At 31.2% G+C, this 17,362-nt stretch carries 15 protein-coding genes and 1 pseudogene; 10 read left to right on the forward strand and 6 right to left on the reverse strand.

The genetic code is table 11. The annotated features are described in order from the left end of the window. Window positions 1-403 precede the first annotated feature (403 nt). From F3H00_RS09915 to F3H00_RS09945, 6 genes and pseudogenes are all read right to left on the reverse strand, one after another. Window positions 404-2,431: an AIPR family protein gene (locus tag F3H00_RS09915; protein WP_021090347.1), complete on the reverse strand. Its 2,028-nt coding sequence runs from the start codon at window positions 2,429-2,431 to the stop codon at window positions 404-406. A 9-nt stretch (window positions 2,432-2,440) separates the two neighbouring features. Then, a complete protein-coding gene (locus F3H00_RS09920; protein WP_021090365.1) occupies window positions 2,441-3,349 on the reverse strand; it encodes a PD-(D/E)XK motif protein in 909 nt (302 codons plus the stop codon). Continuing rightward, window positions 3,342-6,005 (reverse strand): annotated as a pseudogene (locus F3H00_RS10720) (Z1 domain-containing protein). Before F3H00_RS10720 ends, F3H00_RS09920 begins: the two are co-directional and overlap by 8 nt. After that, entirely contained in the window at window positions 5,995-7,398 is a 1,404-nt protein-coding gene (locus tag F3H00_RS09935) for an ATP-binding protein (protein ID WP_021090283.1), read from the reverse strand. Before F3H00_RS09935 ends, F3H00_RS10720 begins: the two are co-directional and overlap by 11 nt. Beyond that, window positions 7,379-8,404, reverse strand: a complete 1,026-nt coding sequence (locus tag F3H00_RS09940; protein WP_021090225.1) for a DNA cytosine methyltransferase — start codon at window positions 8,402-8,404, stop codon at window positions 7,379-7,381. Before F3H00_RS09940 ends, F3H00_RS09935 begins: the two co-directional genes overlap by 20 nt. Before the next feature lie 224 nt (window positions 8,405-8,628). Next, window positions 8,629-9,534, reverse strand: coding sequence for a site-specific integrase (locus tag F3H00_RS09945; RefSeq protein ID WP_223155284.1), 906 nt, complete (start codon window positions 9,532-9,534; stop codon window positions 8,629-8,631). A 213-nt stretch (window positions 9,535-9,747) separates the two neighbouring features. On the opposite strand from F3H00_RS09945, the gene F3H00_RS09950 reads away from it, so the two are divergent. From F3H00_RS09950 to F3H00_RS09995, 10 genes are all read left to right on the forward strand, one after another. Then, the gene (locus tag F3H00_RS09950; RefSeq protein ID WP_148800661.1) at window positions 9,748-10,176 is read left to right on the forward strand and encodes a hypothetical protein; all 429 of its coding nucleotides are present in this window, start codon (window positions 9,748-9,750) and stop codon (window positions 10,174-10,176) included. Window positions 10,177-10,323: 147 nt separating this feature from the next. Continuing rightward, complete coding sequence (locus F3H00_RS09955) at window positions 10,324-10,584, forward strand: hypothetical protein (protein WP_148800663.1); 261 nt, start codon at window positions 10,324-10,326, stop codon at window positions 10,582-10,584. Window positions 10,585-11,262: 678 nt separating this feature from the next. Next, window positions 11,263-11,496 carry a hypothetical protein gene (locus F3H00_RS09960; protein ID WP_148800665.1) on the forward strand — a complete coding sequence of 78 codons (234 nt, stop codon included), beginning with the start codon at window positions 11,263-11,265 and terminating at the stop codon, window positions 11,494-11,496. Continuing rightward, window positions 11,462-11,755, forward strand: a complete 294-nt coding sequence (locus tag F3H00_RS09965) for a hypothetical protein (RefSeq protein ID WP_148800667.1) — start codon at window positions 11,462-11,464, stop codon at window positions 11,753-11,755. The genes F3H00_RS09960 and F3H00_RS09965 overlap by 35 nt, the downstream gene beginning before the upstream one ends. A gap of 393 nt (window positions 11,756-12,148) precedes the next feature. Continuing rightward, the gene (locus F3H00_RS09970) at window positions 12,149-12,583 is read left to right on the forward strand and encodes a hypothetical protein (RefSeq protein ID WP_148800669.1); all 435 of its coding nucleotides are present in this window, start codon (window positions 12,149-12,151) and stop codon (window positions 12,581-12,583) included. Window positions 12,584-12,799: 216 nt separating this feature from the next. Further along, window positions 12,800-13,240, forward strand: a complete 441-nt coding sequence (locus tag F3H00_RS09975) for a hypothetical protein (RefSeq protein WP_148800671.1) — start codon at window positions 12,800-12,802, stop codon at window positions 13,238-13,240. Between the two features lie 179 nt (window positions 13,241-13,419). Continuing rightward, the gene (gene tssJ / locus F3H00_RS09980) at window positions 13,420-13,887 is read left to right on the forward strand and encodes a type VI secretion system lipoprotein TssJ (RefSeq protein ID WP_085658356.1); all 468 of its coding nucleotides are present in this window, start codon (window positions 13,420-13,422) and stop codon (window positions 13,885-13,887) included. 1 nt (window position 13,888) lies between these two features. Continuing rightward, window positions 13,889-15,283 carry a type VI secretion system baseplate subunit TssK gene (gene tssK, locus F3H00_RS09985; protein WP_148800673.1) on the forward strand — a complete coding sequence of 465 codons (1,395 nt, stop codon included), beginning with the start codon at window positions 13,889-13,891 and terminating at the stop codon, window positions 15,281-15,283. An 8-nt stretch (window positions 15,284-15,291) separates the two neighbouring features. After that, window positions 15,292-16,056 (forward strand): type IVB secretion system protein IcmH/DotU, encoded by a 765-nt coding sequence (gene icmH / locus F3H00_RS09990; protein WP_085658354.1) that lies wholly within the window; start codon window positions 15,292-15,294, stop codon window positions 16,054-16,056. Next, a complete protein-coding gene (locus F3H00_RS09995; RefSeq protein ID WP_148800675.1) occupies window positions 16,057-17,331 on the forward strand; it encodes a type VI secretion system domain-containing protein in 1,275 nt (424 codons plus the stop codon). Window positions 17,332-17,362: the final 31 nt, after the last annotated feature.

Consider the following 17,362-nt stretch of genomic DNA (forward strand, 5'->3'; position numbering starts at 1 on the left):
CTAATACACTCAAAGCTAAAGTAGAGATAGTGTCGTATGAAAATGAGTAGGGGCAAATTTCAAAGCATGAGTTTTAAGACTATTCTTATATCTTATTTAGTATAATTTAATATACAAATAAAGACTTTCAAAATCTAAGACAATATTTTCTAGGGTTATAAGCCTTCGGCACATTCTAACGCAAGATCCTAAATTTAACATACCATGAACTTGATATCTTGAAGCACGACACTTAAAAAGGAATACCGAAAATTCTCTTCTATTTAATTTTATACATTTTTAATATTCAGTTAAGATTAATTTTTATCTACAATCAAAGAAGTATAGTTTCCAAAATAGTTTTAACGCTATACATACAATTATTGGAGTATATTCTTATTGACTGGCATACAATAAATAGCCATTATATCAAAAAACCTTCTTTTATAGCATTCTCATAAAGATCATATAAAATAATAGCTTGCTTTATAGAAGGAAGTCCTATGCTTCCATTTACCACTTTTGCCAATATATCCATTTGCTTCATAGATATTTGGAGTCTTATTTCATCTTTTTCATAATATTTTAAAATCTTGTCCCAATCTTTAAATTTAACGACAAACGATTGAACTTCTATATTGTCATCAAGTTTCTTGTCTTTTCTTGCTTCTTTTTTTATATACTTTTCTTCTTCTGCACTACTTAATATCTCATCATCAAATTCTAAACTCAATTCCATATCTTTTATACTATCCCAGCATAACTTCTTTTTACACCATTGGCCTATATTTGCATTGCCTTCCGGCGGGTTAGTTATGTTAGTATATATTTTGCTAGCAACTATAGAGATTATATTCTCTAAATTATTAGATATTTTTTGTTCATCCCATATTTTAGAAAAATTTAAAAATAATCTATTTTTTTCTAAATAATACGATAAGTACGATAGGGTATAGGCTACGCATTGTGCCCTATAACCACCATTGTACCAAGTGGCGTAAGAAACAAGTTTTTCAACTTGTTTAAACATTATAATTCTAGATACTGCTTCTTTAAAATAGTTGCTCGTTATACAAAGCTCATCTTTTTCTAACATTTGAGTAATATGTTTTGCAAAAGCCATAAAGCTATATTGTGCGCCTTTTGATACAATATCCGGCGATTGTAGCCAAGCGATTTCGCTTTTAGCTAAAAATGTTTTATCTATAAGTTGTGACTTGGGGTTTTCTATTTGAAATTTCTTTTTATCTGTGCCACTTAAATATGCTTGTTCATTTAAGTATTCGCCCCTTACCCTCTCATAAAACCAATGAGTTCTTACTTGTATTCCATCAACAGCTGGTGCCAAATTTCTTCTTGAGCATTCTTTGAAATCTTTATGGAAAGGACTATTTGAAAAAAAATCTGATTGATTTATCTTGTTTTGGGTATTTGCGTATTCGCTAACTTTTGAGACAAATTCATCTTGTTTTTCGGCGTCAGCAACTACAGATAGTTTCATCTGAACATAAATTTTTGATACGTCTAGCTTTGAATTTTTACTTGAAGCATATATGGCCGATACGGTCTGGCCTCCATTGACAATCTGAAAATTTGATATTTTTATAATTTTGCCATCTTGCAAAATAACATCATTAGCTGTTGCAGTTATGCCATTATTGTATGCGAAAAACATCTCTGGCTTATATTCTATAGTGTTTCGCAACCCCTTATTGACGTTGCCTCTAAATTGCAAAAAAGTTCTGACGTTTTGTTCTAAAAGTCTAGAGCCAAATGTATCATAAATTTCAACTATTGTCCTGCCATCTATTACGCTTAAATAAGATCTGTAGTCTTTCGCCGGCGTGTCTACTACAAGCGCCGGTAAATCAACCTCAACGTCAAAGTTGTTTTTTGAGTTATTTATAGTATAAATTTTATATAAAAACTCAATATCTATGATGCGATATTCCGCATCAATGCCAGATAATACTTTATTTGGGATACTTGCTAAATTTTTAGTAATTTTTCCGTCTGTTATAATAATAAGGCGGATTTTTTTAATTTCATTTTTAATTAAATACGAATATATATTATAGGCCATTGAGTAATGCTCAAAACCCTCCTCCATAATATCATAAAGTTTTTGGAAACTCCTTAAAAGGAAATTTTCCAGCTTTTTAAATTTTGATTCTATCTGCGCTTTTATGAGAGTTTGTATATCATCACTTTGAAAAAAACAATGCACTAGAAGGCTAAGCTTACCACGCTCTACATCAAAGTCATATCCACTTACTTCCATATCTCTTTTATTGTATTCAGCAATCATGTAGTCTTGCGATAGCTCTCCTTCGTCAACAAGAGAGTCACAGACCGACTCAAAAAATGCTTCTTGTTTGCTTATACCTCGGCTTTGGGCTTGACTCACGATATCCTGCATAAAATCTTGATGAAAGTCATCTAAACTAACCATTTTTTGCCTTTAAAGTTTTATTCTCTCCAACAAAAATTCATTGCATTTTAATAAATCTACCGTATATTTTACGTTATGAATTCTGGAATCTATGTCTATGGAAGTAATTTTTGGAAATTTATTATCTACATTAAAAAATAAAATTTTATCTATTTTAAATTTTAATAGTTCTACTTGAAAATTTGATTTATAGCCATACGAAAAAAGCTTTTTATAAAATGATTCTATGTCGGCGACCTTCACTTCTATACTCTTTATGATGTCCTCAACACTAAGTCCTTGCGAATTTATAGATAAAGAGTATACTGCGAGATATAATTTTTCTTTAGTTGTATAAAGTTGATAAGCAGATGAAATTGTAACATGTGGCGATTTTGAAGCTTTATACGTTTTAATCTCAACAGCGCAGTCATTAAATAAAAAGTCTTGTTTATCAAAATCTGCCCCAACCCAAGAACTTAATGCCTCTTCAAAACCAACTTGTTTAGCTGCAATATTATTTAAAAAACTAAGTTCACCAAATAGCCCCATTTGCCTTTCTATTCCAAAATCATCATCATTTGAAATAAAAAATTTTTTCCATTTTAGGAGTCTTGTTTCTATATTGTCTAAAACATTTTCATTATTATTGCAAGTATTTAAAAGAGAAATAATATCGTTGCAAACCAATACAAATAGTTGCCAATTGGAATTATCGTTTAGTGCTATATAAAATTTGGTAGCATCTTTAAAATCTTTTCTTAGTGTATTTAAACCAATAAATTTTATACTCTTTTTACTAGTTTTTATACAAAAATCTAGTTCAATGCCAAAAGTATATCTTCCATCCAAATCCACTATCCAAAAAATATCATATCTATTGTCACCATTAACCCTTCTTCTGGTATTGTTTTTCATATCATTCCAAGGATTAATCATCTTGCTCTTCTAATTCTTCAAATTCCAAAAGCATCTCTTCTTGATATACCTTATTGATTAAATATTTAATAGTTTGAGAGCTACTATAAACACCATCATTAGGAAAACAAACGCCATAGGCTGGCAATATATCGCAGCCAAATCCGATTTGATTATTTTTGGTGTCTAATATATGCAACATTAAAATTGGATTTTTTAAATTTTTTCTTAAAAATGAAGGCCTATCGCCTCTTTTTTCTTTCTTGCTTTGTTCGTAAATTTTGTCATCTAACAATGCTTTTTCCGGATCTTCTGCCGATAGTTTTCTATTCCCAAGTTCTATGTAATCACCCTTGTCTTGCAATTTTGAGCGCTCTTCCATATTTATCCCAAATTTTTCTAAAAACATACCCTTTCCGCCATAAAGAACAACATCCCACATTGTATTCTTATCTTCCAGATACGTCCTTATAAAATCTAAATGCATATGTGCTTTTATAACATTAAAGCTATCTATAAAATTTAATATTTTCATTTTATCTATATTTTTATATATAGTGGCACTTCCTTTTTTACTACCTCTATTAAGTGATTCTATAAACTTTTTTAAAATATTTAAATTATTATCGTGTAGTTGTGGGTTTTTAGCAAATCTTACGGTTTCTATTAGCTTTCCACTTAAATCCAATGAAATACATTTTTCTTCTGCGTTTTTCATCTTATTTTTGGCTGTAATTTGTAATCGACTATTTGGATCTTGTCTGACAGCTAATCCAAAATTATAAGGAGTTAGACCATCTTCCGCCATCTCTTTAAATTTATACATAAGCTCATTTGTAGCCTCAATAATAAATCTAAAATAGTTTTGAATCTTTTCTGGCATATAAATTTTAAACAAATCCTCATAACCTTGTCTGTACCCGAACCATCTACCCATCTGCATAAGCGTATCATAGAATATGGTACTTCTTATAAAATAACTAACACTGAGTCCTTCTAGAGTAAAGCCACGTGACAGGCTAAGTCCTCCGACTGCAATGACATTTACTCTTTCACCGGTATTGTAATTAAGTGGCTTCTTGCTCTTTTGATGAACCTCTATTACTAGAATACTAGTTGCTATTTAGGATAATTTTTTTGAAATCTCCAACCATGAAAATTCTATATCAAATTTTGTTTCAAAAATATCCTTTAAGTTTAATATCAATCTACTTTGCTCTACGCAATTTGGCAGTAAAATAAAAGCATTAATATCATTTTTTAATACTTTTAAATATTCATCTATCAGGCTAGCAATTTTTTCATGCACATCAGAAAAACGACTAATATTAACAAGCATACTATTATGCTTAATTTGACCCCTTAAATCCCTTGTTGCCACATTTAGTATAAATACATTTATAGCCTCGTATAGACTTTGTGGCAATTCGGATATAAGGTGATCTTTTTTATGGTTTAAAGGAATTTTTTCATCATAATCATTAATATCTATTAAATACCTATCAGGATTATCTATAAAAATTTTTTCAGCACCGAAATAATTAGTTGGTGCATCAAGAGCATATATAAAATCTCTTGGAAATAAATCTTTAGAAATCTGCTCATTCATGTTTTTAATTTTTACACTTTGCTCATCTTCTATTGTATGATCTATAAAAATATTTGCATAAGGGGTGGCAGTATATGCAACATAGGAGCTTTTTTCAAAAAGTTCCAAAAGAGCCCTTAGCTCTTTATTTATGGTAGTTGGATCGTCTTCCTCTTTTGTGTTTATGGAAGCGTAGTCAGACTCGTCATCTATCAATAACATGGCATGTTTTGAAATTTTATTATTATAATGAGACTTGATCCATCTTATGACATTGGAAAGAGTGATTGCGTTTTTCTTTATAACCAAAAGTACGGGCGTATTTATATTGTCAAAATTTATACCTTGTGAGTTTTTATGTGCATCTCTTGTATTAAAATCGCTTATTTCCGTAGTCAAGCTAATGGGTTGCATTCTATTTGCATTAGGCAAATCATCAAGTCCAACCCCGACTATTTTTGAGTCATTTTTACCAACAAAAGCCTCATTTATACGAATTCGAGTCTGGTTTCTAAGATTGTTTTTATCTCCAGCAACAATAACTATAAATTTATAACCAATATCGGCAGCCTTACATATCAATGAAGCATAATTTGAAGTTTTGCCAGATTGAACATGCCCTACAACCATACCGTATACACTAAATTCATTCTCTCTTGGATCTCCAATTTGATTCATTATCATATCAGTATCATCATCTACAGTTTTAATGACTTGCGGAGGCAAGAAGTTTTTATAAAATTTTTCCAATCTATCCCAGTAAAAATTACTATTATTGGCTTTTGTGTTTATGCTATACCAAGACGTATTGCGTCGTTTTTGTTCATCGCCTTTTATTACTAAGCCCGTACTCATTCTTACATTAAAATATTTCTCTAAGTCGTCTTTTAGTTTTTCATAATCATTATCTGAAAAATCGCCGTCTTGGTTAAATATATCAACTTTAATGTCGGACTTAATAAATCTTTTTACTCGAGATATTTCGTTGTCAATATCTTCCTCTTGTAAAACCTCATTCTGTTTAGAGTACTTGTTGGTCAAACTACTTTTTGAAAAATTAAAAACTTCTTCATAAAAACTACATTCCATCCAACGGCTCCTTATATTTTTTAAAAATCTCTATTTTTTTAATTTCATCTTCGCTAAGTCCTATATTTTTTAGATATTCCAGTATTTTAACCGCTTCTGTATTTGAAATAATATCCTCTTGCCTAAAATTATGTGGATTTTGCTGGACCTGTACCTGTATAGCTTCTAATGGTATGCATGCCTCAAGTGATTTTAGGTATAGCTGAAATAGTTCTCTTGTTTGCAAATCCAATAAATCTAATAATTTTTGATGCATTGGATTTTCTTTATTTATTGCAAAATAAATTTTACTATCTTCGCAAACTAAATCCCAAAATCTAGTAACATTTTTGTCATTTATTTTACGACCACGAGTAGAAAAGGGCTTTACCCCATCTTTTATGGAGTATAGAGCAACTCTTTTGAGCTCTTCTTTCAAGCCAGCAACTGGATTTGCGATAGACTTTTTTACATCAATATTCCACAACTCGTCTTGATCGTTTGAAATTTCAATCTTTATGCGAACAAGCTTTGTCGCATCGCTAGATTTTAGAGTTCCCCACCATTTACCATAGACAAGTAATCTGTGGGCTCTATAAAGATAGAAACCTTGAGATTTTATATAGCCACCTCTTCCGCCATATTTTTCCCATTCCGATGAAGTCACTTTTGAATGATGTGGTAAGATAAATGGGGTAATTTTTATTTCTTTTTCGTTGTATTTAATTATTTCTGTAAATTTTATAAAGGTTGCATCATGTGTTGGATTAAACGGATTAAAAGGTATTAACGGATTATTATTGATGGATATTTTTATTTTTCTTGCGCCGTCAGCACCCTCTAAAAATTGATGAAAAACCAAAGACAAATGCTCTCTTAGTATTTCTAAACATTCTGAAATTTGCTCGATTTTGTCCATATCTTCCCATATGACAAGAGTAGAATTATCGTTTTTATAAAAATCTTTAAAAATTTCAAGATTTTTATACTCACTCAACTCAGGCGTCAAAAGTAGCCATTTATCGCTTTTAGAGATATAGTCTAAATCCCATTGCTTAATATTTATCTGATTACATTTCTTTGATATAACGGTAAGTTTTTTGCATTGAGAAAATGAAGCCATTTTAAGACCTAAACCAAATTTACCAAGAGCTATATCGTTTCTTCTCTCGTCTGGATTTTTCGAAGATAGTCTCATGGCTTCTACTAGCTCATCTTCATTCATTCCCACACCATTATCTAGAATGCAAAAAAACGGTTCAGGATGTTGTATGGCATAAATTTTTATATCATTTGCACTGGCAGATATGCTGTTATCGATAATATCAGCAACTGCCACTTCAAAAGTATATCCTATATCACGAAGTGATTTGATAAAATTTGCAACATTTGGATTAATTTCTATCGGATCCATCCAACACCGCTACAATCTCTTTTGCAATTTTTTCAACCATTGGCACAACAACAGAATTTCCAGCCTGCTTATACAACTGTGCTCTTGATATGTTTGATGGGAGTATAAAGTCTCTTGAAAAGCCTTGTAAATTAAAGCATTCTTTTGGGGTTAATCTTCTTATTACACCATCATCTAATATAATTGGTATATTGTGTCCACCTGCACCCATATTTGCAGTTAGAGTAGGGCACACATTTGATTTATTAGGGCGAACATAATAGCGTCTATACTGATAAACAATATTTTCATCCACTACACTCTCTATCACTTTACGGTGAATTTTATTATTTTTGTCGTTATATATATCAGTCAAGGTAACGCACGAGTTATCTAGAAAGAATTTTATACTTTTTGGTTTCTTATTTGTTTCCTTAGGAATTTTAAACTTGCTAGATAGTAGATTGGCTTGTTCCATTTCTTTTATATTTTCTTTTATAGGTTTTTCAAATAAATAGTCGTCTTCATCCTTAAAGCCTACAATATAAATTCTTTCCCTTCCCTGTGGTATATCTGTATACTTTGCAGCGTTTAATATAAATGGTATAAAAGAATATCCAGCTCTTTTTATCTCATTTCTAATGGTTTTAAAAGTTTCACCGTTATTATGAGAAGCTATGGTTTTAACATTCTCTAAAAAAAAGGCTTTCGGCCTTAATTCTTTTAGTAATCTTGATACTTCAAAAAAAAGCTTACCACGTTCATCTTCAAACCCTCTGCCATGTCCAGCAAGTGAAAAGGGCTGACAAGGAAAACCTGCTGTTAATATATCTATATCACTTAAATTTTTACCATTTAACTTTTTAACATCTCCTTCAATGAGATTGGTACTGACGTGATTCAATCGGTAAGTTTTACAAGCATCTTTATCAATTTCATTTGCCCATACAACATTACAATTTGAATTTTTAAATGCTTGGCACACACCACCAACTCCAGCAAATAAACTTCCTACTCTGTAAGTCACAAAAAACCTTTTTAATTTTTATGAATTATATAACAATACTTATAAAATATAAAAGCATTTGGTTTTAGGGTAGTTGGTCTCAAATTCAACTTCTTTTCCTTAAGTGCTGTGCCACATGATATTGTTTTGCGTATAGTTTGCATTTTTATCCTTTATTTAATACCTAAAATAATACTAAATAAGATATAATAATAGTCTTAAAACTCATGCTTTAAAATTTACTCCTATTCATTATCATACGATACCATCTCTATTTTAGCCTTTAGTGTGTTTGCATTAATAGGCTTGGCATAAGTGTTTAGTAAAATTTTATACTGCTTTTCATGTCCTACTATCTGGGCTATAAGGTTAGCTTCTACCTCGCGCTGCACTAGATAGTCTATAAAGTAGTGTCTAAAAGAGTAGAAGGTCTTTTTAGAGTCTTTGTCTATAAACTTTCTTTGAATCTGGCTTCTAAAAATTTCAGAGAAGTCCTTGTTGCTTACCTTAAATATATTTCCGTTTTTCTTACTATTAACATATTCTAACAGACCTAGATCTATGAGCTTACTATGAATAGGCACAAATCTAATGCTATTTTTAGTCTTGGTGGTTTTACCATCGTTTGTATTTATATTAAAGCAGTAAATTCCATCTTTTAAGGCTATATCTTCCTTATGAAGCTGTGTGATCTCTTTTATCCTCATGCCACTATATGCAGCTATCATTGTGACGTAGTAGAGCTCACTAGCCTCTATCCTTGTGCTTGGCGATTTTCCACTTTGTTTGATGTTAGTTACTATGTCAAAGATTTTCCTAGCTTCTGATACATCGTATGGAAGCACTGCTCTCTCGCTAGGGTCTACGTCTATCTTGACGTTCATTTTTGCAGTTATGCTTCTGCTTATATAGCCACTATCAAAGCAGTAATTAAAAAACTGAATAACCCTTATCATGTATTTTTGGATAGTAACTTCAGAGAGCTTGTCGTCTTTTTCGCTTAGTTTAAGTATTTGAGATAAACTTTTATCTTTGTACTTACTCTTTTGAGCTAGCTTGGTTGGAATTTTATAGAGTAGGTCTCTAAATTCAAGCAAATTATCTCTTGTGATCTTATGAACTGGCGTATCTTCGTTAAAGTATAAAAACAAGAGCTTTTTTACGCCAGTAACTAGTCTTTGTGTATCTAGTAACTTTTGGTGTTTGTTTCAATTATATGAAATATACCAAGTAAAATAAAAGAATGTATAGACAAAGGTGAACTAGATATAGTATTAGGTGATTATGAGAGCGTTACCGCAAGAGATACCGGAGCACTAGGTACGCTATTTGGCGGAACGGCTATAGCTTCAAAGACGGGCAAGATGGCTAAAATGGTAAAAGATGCAGGTAACGAAGCTATATTAGAGGTAGCAACAAGGCTATCTACATATACAGTAGTAGATACTGTTAAAATCTCCGGTAAAGAATATGTTAAAATTGGTTTTAATCATGTTACTGGTAATCCTATTGTAAGAGAGGTACGAAAAGTGAGTAAAGTGAGTGATGATTTTGCTAAAAATGACTTTGTAACATTTGGTAATAGATACGAGTTAGGAAATAATGGTTTAATGCCAATAGGTAAGAACTCTTTAAATAAAAGCAATATCAAATTGAATGAAAGTCCTAAATTTCATGATGCAAAGAGTCTAGAAGAAATAATATCTATTGGAGAAAGAAAATTTAGTGATTTTATAAATAGCTATGCTCCGTCTGGCTTACCTGAAGCTACGATTGCTGGTGGTATAGGCTGAGTCATGAGTGATCCGAGTGAACAGATAAAAGATAGTTATTTCGCATTAAAATCTAGGATTGGAGATTTTATAAACTATATACAATCAGATCAGGATAAATAAGATGTTTAAACGCATAGGCTGGTCTTTTTTATAGGATTTATGTGCTTGCTTGATTGCATATCTATGCTAATACATAAAAATGTAAAAATAGGCGAGAAGTTTTTTAAATTCGATGATGCTGGTAATTTATATCTTTTGCCAGCTTTTAGTTTTTTATTTTTGGGTATATATAGCTTTTGGATGGCTTTTAGAAAAGAGCCACCAGTCGTACAAAGACTAGAGGGCATGTGGTGCCCTGATTGCACGAAATTTTATAATATAGGCGAAACTACATGTGAAGTGTGTGGACAAGAGCTACTAAAGTAGTATAACACGCACTATGAAAAAAGACCGAAACCAAAAACCGAGCCGCTGTTTAGATCAAAACCTAGAAATAAAAAGCGAAAGTTAAAGAGGTAAATTTATCGTTTAGCTCCTGTGGTAGCAATATAAAGAAAATAGGGTGGAAAAAGAAAAGCCAAATTTAAAATATATGTGGTGAAAAATGTAGAGAATTCTATCCGCTAGGTAGCAAGGAATGCAAACAATGCGATAGAAATTTAAAAAAGTACTATGTTAAGAATAAAGACAAAAATAAATACCTTAAAGATGAAAAAGATAGTGAAAAAACAAATGGAGAAATTTTATAATGCGGATATTTGCATTTACTGTACTTTGGGATTTGATGATGTTTGTGGTTGGAAAATAAAATATGTTTAAACGCATGGGTGGTTTTTTATAAAAAAGATGAATCTAATAAAAATAGCCAAGATAAAGCAGGCGCAAGCTACTCTGGACTAAGGTCAATAAACTACTCAAATCAAAGAAATTTAAGCTACGTACTATCTAAAAAACCTAGCGACTCTAGGTAACGGAAACATAGAGATAGCAGATAAAGAGAACTCCGATGATCTAGATAGGTTAAATAGGGATACCGCCAAACTAACGAAGGATCTAGCGGGTACCGGTATAAGCTCAAATGTAGATGCTAGTATAGATGCCAGGATGTTTAGTAAAGATGGTAGGAAAGAGATAGCAAAAGAAGTCAAGCAAATTGAAGATGGAGCTATACGGTTAATCTTTAATATGGTTTATAAAGATGAGGTACGCGAAGCAAAACAAAGTTTAAATAAAATTGCAAAAAAACTAGAAGCACTAAAAGAATCAGATATTATTAAGTATAATGAAGTAGTAAGTGCTTTAAATGAGTATTCAAGGGGTAGAGAACAAAAAAGGTAAAAATGGAGAACAAGATTTCGCTCCACTGATTGCTATTCCTGTAGCATTAGCATGGTTTGCTACTTATCTTAACGCACCAGATAAAGATGATGAATTAAAAAATGGAATACCGACTGAAAGTCAAGTAGTTGCGACTGTAGTAGGTGGTGGTGCAGCAAATTTGGCAGCCAAAGGATTATCTAAAGCTGTATTAAAAGAAACAGCAACCACTAACGTAAAAACTGGTGCAATAGGAACTGTAGTAGATGGCACTATTTAAGTTGTAACGGAAGCAAAAGATAAAGCTATGCAAAAGTAAACTTTAAAGATCAAAGCTTTTTGGAGATAGGAAGTACCATGGTGGATAATATAAACAATATTAAATTTAGTGATTTTACATTGGATTATAATAGTTTATTGTATTCAGGCATAGCAACTGCTACAACCGCGCCTAGGTTTTTTGATACTTTAAAAAAATATAATAACTTAAGAGGTACTAAAAAACATTGGAAGATCAGTTAAAAAACACAAAAATCTAAAAGTAGAATAGAGAAACTGACAAATAGGATTGACGAACATGAAAAGGCTGCAAGGAGTAATATTATATTTCAAGGAACAAATAGTGTAGTAAGAGCCACTATAAAATATAGCCTTTTAAAAGAAATGAGTGAAGATGAATAGTTTTATTAGCAGAATAATTGACATTGGTTTTATGCCAAACGCTACATGGCTGTATTGGCTGGTATTTGACACTGTAGGATTACTATTTTTGAAGATGCTGATAGAGGATGTTATTTTAAGTTTATGCTATCTTAAATTTAGGACAAGGGGTAATATCCAGTCTATTTTATATATCTTGTTTGACCTAGCAATTATATTCTTGATCGCTTTTTTGTTTTATAGGCTATATTTTAGTATCACTGGAGTAGAGGACATTTTATCTCTTATAGCAAATTTCTCACTCTTTCTTGTTGTTGTGGTTTGCTTTTATACTATTTTTGGGACAATTAGGCATTTGGTAAAACCACAAAACAATACCAAAGAGGCCAAGCCAAAATTCTTTAGAATGCCTCGTTCAAAAAGGCGCAAGGAAAATTTGAAAAAATAGTTCTAAAAATAGAAATGATCATAAGAGTAAATAAACAATAATGGCCAATACTCCAAAAGGAGGAAAATTAGGTAGCGACGGTATATTAAGACATAACGGCAAAGAGTATGTAGCTCATAGTATGGATATAACGGGAAATAAAGTGATATATCAACAATTAGGTAAAATAATAAACCGGTAGAGGTTTATAAAATTACTAACGATAAAGGTTATTTAGTGACAGCTTCTAAACCAAAGCTCTCTGCTTCGCAAAGCAGTCCTAGTACTTTAATAAAAGACGTAACAAAAGATATTAAATTTTATGATAGCTCAAAAACCCCGGGTATAGTAGCGGGTGGCACTATAGGCATAGGCATAGATATTGGATCGCAGTATATAAATAACGGCTATAGTTTTAAGGTGCATATGGCGGCTGCTAGCAGTTTATTCTCAGCAATAGTCAGAGGCGCTTTTGTTAACTCATCTACCGAGCTATACTCTCAGCTTAAAGATAGATCAAAAGATCTAGATGCAGAGAGAGTGGTCGGAAAAGGTTTTGCTGGTGGAACTTTTGGTACATTCGGCAATATAGTAGGAAATTTTGGTAAAAATATAAAAGTTGGCGATAGAGATTTACATACCGTGGCTGAAGCTGAGGAAGTATATTTACTGGAATAACGCAGGTAGCTGTAGATAGTATGAGTAGTAAAGATAATAAAAATAATAAAGACGATAAAAAAGAATGAGAACTGATATAAAAGTTTTGTTTAAGAACATTAATTTTAAAATGAGCATCATCTAAATTTTTAGATATAATTACGCAAAAGTTATATTATTAAAATCAGGTAAAGGAACTCATGAAAAAAATATTTAAATTTCTATCTTTTTTAGTATTTATGCTATTTCTTACAGGATGTGCAAAAGATCTTATTATAAGCAATATGCCAAATTCAAATTTAAACTATCATGGCGATAATGTTCCTATAACTATCATAGCTTATAAATTAAGAGATGTGGCTAAATTTAAAGAAGCTAGCATTATCGATCTAGCCGAGAAAAATGGTGAGATACTAGGTTATGATAAGATTGACTCTATAAAAACACAAATTCAGCCAAATACAAATAGATATGCTTTTACAAATGTATATCCTGACGAAGTTCCGTATGTTGGCATTTTGGTACTTTATGCTGATCAGAGCAAGACAAATATCAAGGCTTATAAGGCTACAAAAGAGATAAAAGAAAAAAATATAGTTTTTGAAATAACAAAAAATGGCGTAAATGTTTTAGACGCTAGTAGCTCTAAAATACAAGCAAGCAAATAAAATGTCTGAAAAGCTAAAAGTCGTTTGGTATAACGGAATGAACATTGATAAGGTTCATTTCGAGCAGCAAGAAAGATATTTTGAGAGAAATTTAAACCTAAAAACCATCTCTTCTTTTTCAAATTTATACGGTGTTTTAGATTTAGAAATTTCAAGCGATCTTTTGCTTCAAGGCAAAGTAGGGCTAACTAAAATTTCTTGTATCTCTCAAGATGGTACGATTTTTAACGCGCCAGATCAAGATGAATTACCAGAGCCACTTGAGATAAGCCCAAGTGAGTTAAACTCAGCCATTATAGTGTTAAAACTACCTATTAGCTCAGGTCTGGTTGATATTAGCTTGCAAAATAATTTACCAAATCTAAAATTTACAGCCAAGCAAGTGCTTATCAGCTCAAAAGTGCATGATGAAGCTAGCAACGATATATTAAACGAGCTAGATGATAAAGATGATTTTGAGCTATCTTCGGCCTTTACACAAGATAAAGAAAATCTAATCCTAGCAAGCCAAAGATCGTCTCTTGGAGTATTTGGCTCAAAGATGCCTTACGAGCTTAGCATACCAATTTGTAAAATAAAAAATATAGACCTAAATAAACAAATAACGCTTGATGAAAAATTTATTCCAACTTGTATTGACATCAGTAAAAACACCTTTATAATAAATTTTATAGAGGAGCTTAGCTTTGCTACAAAGCAACATCAAGAGAGTTATTTTGGGTTGTTAGGAGGTGTTGATCAAGCTAAAAATAGACTTGATTTTTCAACGTATTTAACACTAAATATGCTAAAAAAATGGCATTTGATATTCTCTTATTTGCTAAAGAAAGATAAATTTCACCCAGAGTATTTGTATGAAAAATTAGTTGATTTTCAGGCTGATCTGTTGGCACTTAGTCACGATAATAGTTTTAGCGAATTTATCGCCTACGATCACAATAACCTAACTCAAACTTTTGTGCCTTTGATAAATAATCTAAGACTTTTATTCTCACATATCTTATCTCCAAAATATATAATGGCACAAATTGTTAAAAACAATCACGGCTTTTATGACTGTATTTTTGATAATCCAAGCATTATTGAAAACTCAGAAATTTATTTTGCTATTCACAGTGATACAAAAAATGAGTATCTTCTTAAAAATTTCAAAGAGCAATGCAAAATCCATACTCAATCAAATATAAAAGGCATAGTTTCTTCACAGCTAAGGGGTATAAACGTAGAGCAAATTTCTGTTGTTCCTAGCACTTTACCAAAGTTAAACGATTATATCTATTATAAGATAGACAAAAAAGATGAAATTTTTAAAAGCTTTGCAAATCAAAATGTGATTAGCGTTTATATAACGGCAAATTTACAAAATGCTGACATTAAAATGTGGGCTTTATTATAAGGATAAAAATGAACGAAAATCAAAATGAAACCTCAGTTTTAAGTCAAACAAATCTTTTGGGTCTTGGCACAAATCTTGCACTAGATCACGTGCTGCCATTGCTTCTTTTGGCAAATAGGGTTTCAAAATTACAAAATTTTTCACAAAGTGAAATGGCAAATTTACGTGAAAAATTGATAAATGATATCTTAAGCACTACTTCAAAAATATCAAATCTAGGCATTTACGAGGAAGACGATATTATTAGACTTAGATATTGCCTTTGTGTTTTTATAGATGAGAGCTTGCTAAAAAATGAAATTTTTATGAACAGCTTTTGGGCTAATAATACACTGACAACAAGATTTTTTAATGAAAATCTAGGCGGAAATAAATTCTTTGGCATTATGGATAAGTGGTTTGAAAATGTTGGCAAAAATAAAGATTTCTTGGAATTTATATATGCTTGTTTGGTGCTTGGTTATAAAGGAAAATATGAAACCCAAGAAGATTGCAATGAAAAAATTTCTTATCTTTGTGAAAATATAGCTGCGGCCGTTTCTCCGCTCATAAAGGCTGATGAAAATGTATTTGAAAAGAGCTACTTAAAACAGACAAAGAAAAGCTTTCTTGAGGTATTTTCGCTAAAGCGTTTAAAATTTTATTTCATTTTACTAGCCATTGCTATGATTGCAGCTGCATTTTTATATAGTACATATTCTATGGATCAAAACAATATCAGAAACGATAGTGTTCTAAATAATAAGATAGAGAATTTTATGGATAACAAGTAAGTGCAAGATAATTTTTGTAATAAATTTAATGAAGATTTTTTAGAGAATGAGCTTTATATTAGTTTAACTGATGAAATGTCAAAGTATAAAACTTTGATGCATGATAGCATAAAGTGGGATTACGTATTTAGCTCATCTTTAAAGGCATTAAGTGAATTTAGTCTTGACGCCAAGCTTTTAAATTTCTTAGCGATTTCTGCTATAAATTTAAATGACAAAGAGGCTTTTAAGACACTTATAAAAGCCTTTGCTTTTTTTCTATTTATTTTGAAAAAAGAGCCAAATTTACTCGCAAAAAATGAAAAACAACTACCTGCTAAAAAAAAGATAATAGCTCAAACAATAGAGCTTTTTACGCAAGCTAATGATAAGGCTTTGGATCAAGCTGACGCAAAAGCTTTTAATGATCTTGTGCCTGAGCTTTCGCAAGAGCTTGGTACACGTTTTGATACACTTTATATAGAAGAAAAAAAAGAAGAAATTTTAAAAGCTAAAGAGCCAAAAGTAATTGCTAAAACTGAGCCAACTTACCATCAAAGCGTTTCGTTTAGCAGCAATGATATTAGTACATTTAATGATAGAGAATTTAGAGAATATTTTATAAATTTATCACTAATGCTTTTAAAGAGTGATATTAAAAATTTTAACGCTTATTCTTTAATTTTTGAAGCAATGTGGGGCAGAATAAAGGCGCTTCCATCAAGTAGCGATCAAATAACACAGATACGTTATCCTGATGAAAATCTAATTATGCTTTTTAAAAAAAGTAACGAACCAAATCTTGACAACTTAGAAAAATTTATAAGAAATTTAGCACTTAACCCATTTTGGATAGAAGGCATTAAGATATTTTGCGAGTTTTTAAATAGTGCTGGACTTGCAAGGCAAAGTGATCTTATTTGTGATATGGTTTTAAATTTTATTGATAAATTCCCAGATATAAAAAAGCTCAAATTTCAAAGCGGTGAAGCTTTTTTTAGCGAAGATATAAATAAATTTTTTATTAAAAGTAACTCTTTGGAATTTACTTCCGGCAGTGATAGTAAAAAAGATATGAGTTTTGAGGATCTAATAAAAGAACTAGACAAAAGCAAGCATGCTTCAAGTGCTCAAAGCGAGCTTAATTTTATGCTTGAATTATCAAAAATTTTTACTGCTCAAGGCATGAATAATAATGCAAAAGCTACCTATGCACAAATAGTTAATTTCATAGAAAATACCGAGCTTAAAGATTATTTATCAGACATATATATAAAGGCAAAAACATTTGTGTGATAAAATATGTTTTTTTAAATCACCTTTAATT

Source organism: Campylobacter concisus, assembly GCF_902460845.1.
In the GTDB taxonomy this organism is placed as follows: Bacteria; Campylobacterota; Campylobacteria; order Campylobacterales; family Campylobacteraceae; genus Campylobacter_A; species Campylobacter_A concisus_X.

What these genes read in the sequence shown, in the direction of transcription:
- F3H00_RS09935 (WP_021090283.1), bottom strand. Translation starts at nt 7,398, where the DNA reads ATGGATCCGATAGAAATTAATCCAAATGTTGCAAATTTTATCAAATCA.
- F3H00_RS09965 (WP_148800667.1), top strand. Translation starts at nt 11,462, where the DNA reads ATGAGTATTCAAGGGGTAGAGAACAAAAAAGGTAAAAATGGAGAACAA.
- F3H00_RS09960 (WP_148800665.1), top strand. Translation starts at nt 11,263, where the DNA reads ATGTTTAGTAAAGATGGTAGGAAAGAGATAGCAAAAGAAGTCAAGCAA.
- tssJ (WP_085658356.1), top strand. Translation starts at nt 13,420, where the DNA reads ATGAAAAAAATATTTAAATTTCTATCTTTTTTAGTATTTATGCTATTT.
- tssK (WP_148800673.1), top strand. Translation starts at nt 13,889, where the DNA reads ATGTCTGAAAAGCTAAAAGTCGTTTGGTATAACGGAATGAACATTGAT.
- F3H00_RS09970 (WP_148800669.1), top strand. Translation starts at nt 12,149, where the DNA reads ATGAATAGTTTTATTAGCAGAATAATTGACATTGGTTTTATGCCAAAC.
- F3H00_RS09920 (WP_021090365.1), bottom strand. Translation starts at nt 3,349, where the DNA reads ATGATTAATCCTTGGAATGATATGAAAAACAATACCAGAAGAAGGGTT.
- icmH (WP_085658354.1), top strand. Translation starts at nt 15,292, where the DNA reads ATGAACGAAAATCAAAATGAAACCTCAGTTTTAAGTCAAACAAATCTT.
- F3H00_RS09915 (WP_021090347.1), bottom strand. Translation starts at nt 2,431, where the DNA reads ATGGTTAGTTTAGATGACTTTCATCAAGATTTTATGCAGGATATCGTG.
- F3H00_RS09950 (WP_148800661.1), top strand. Translation starts at nt 9,748, where the DNA reads ATGGCTAAAATGGTAAAAGATGCAGGTAACGAAGCTATATTAGAGGTA.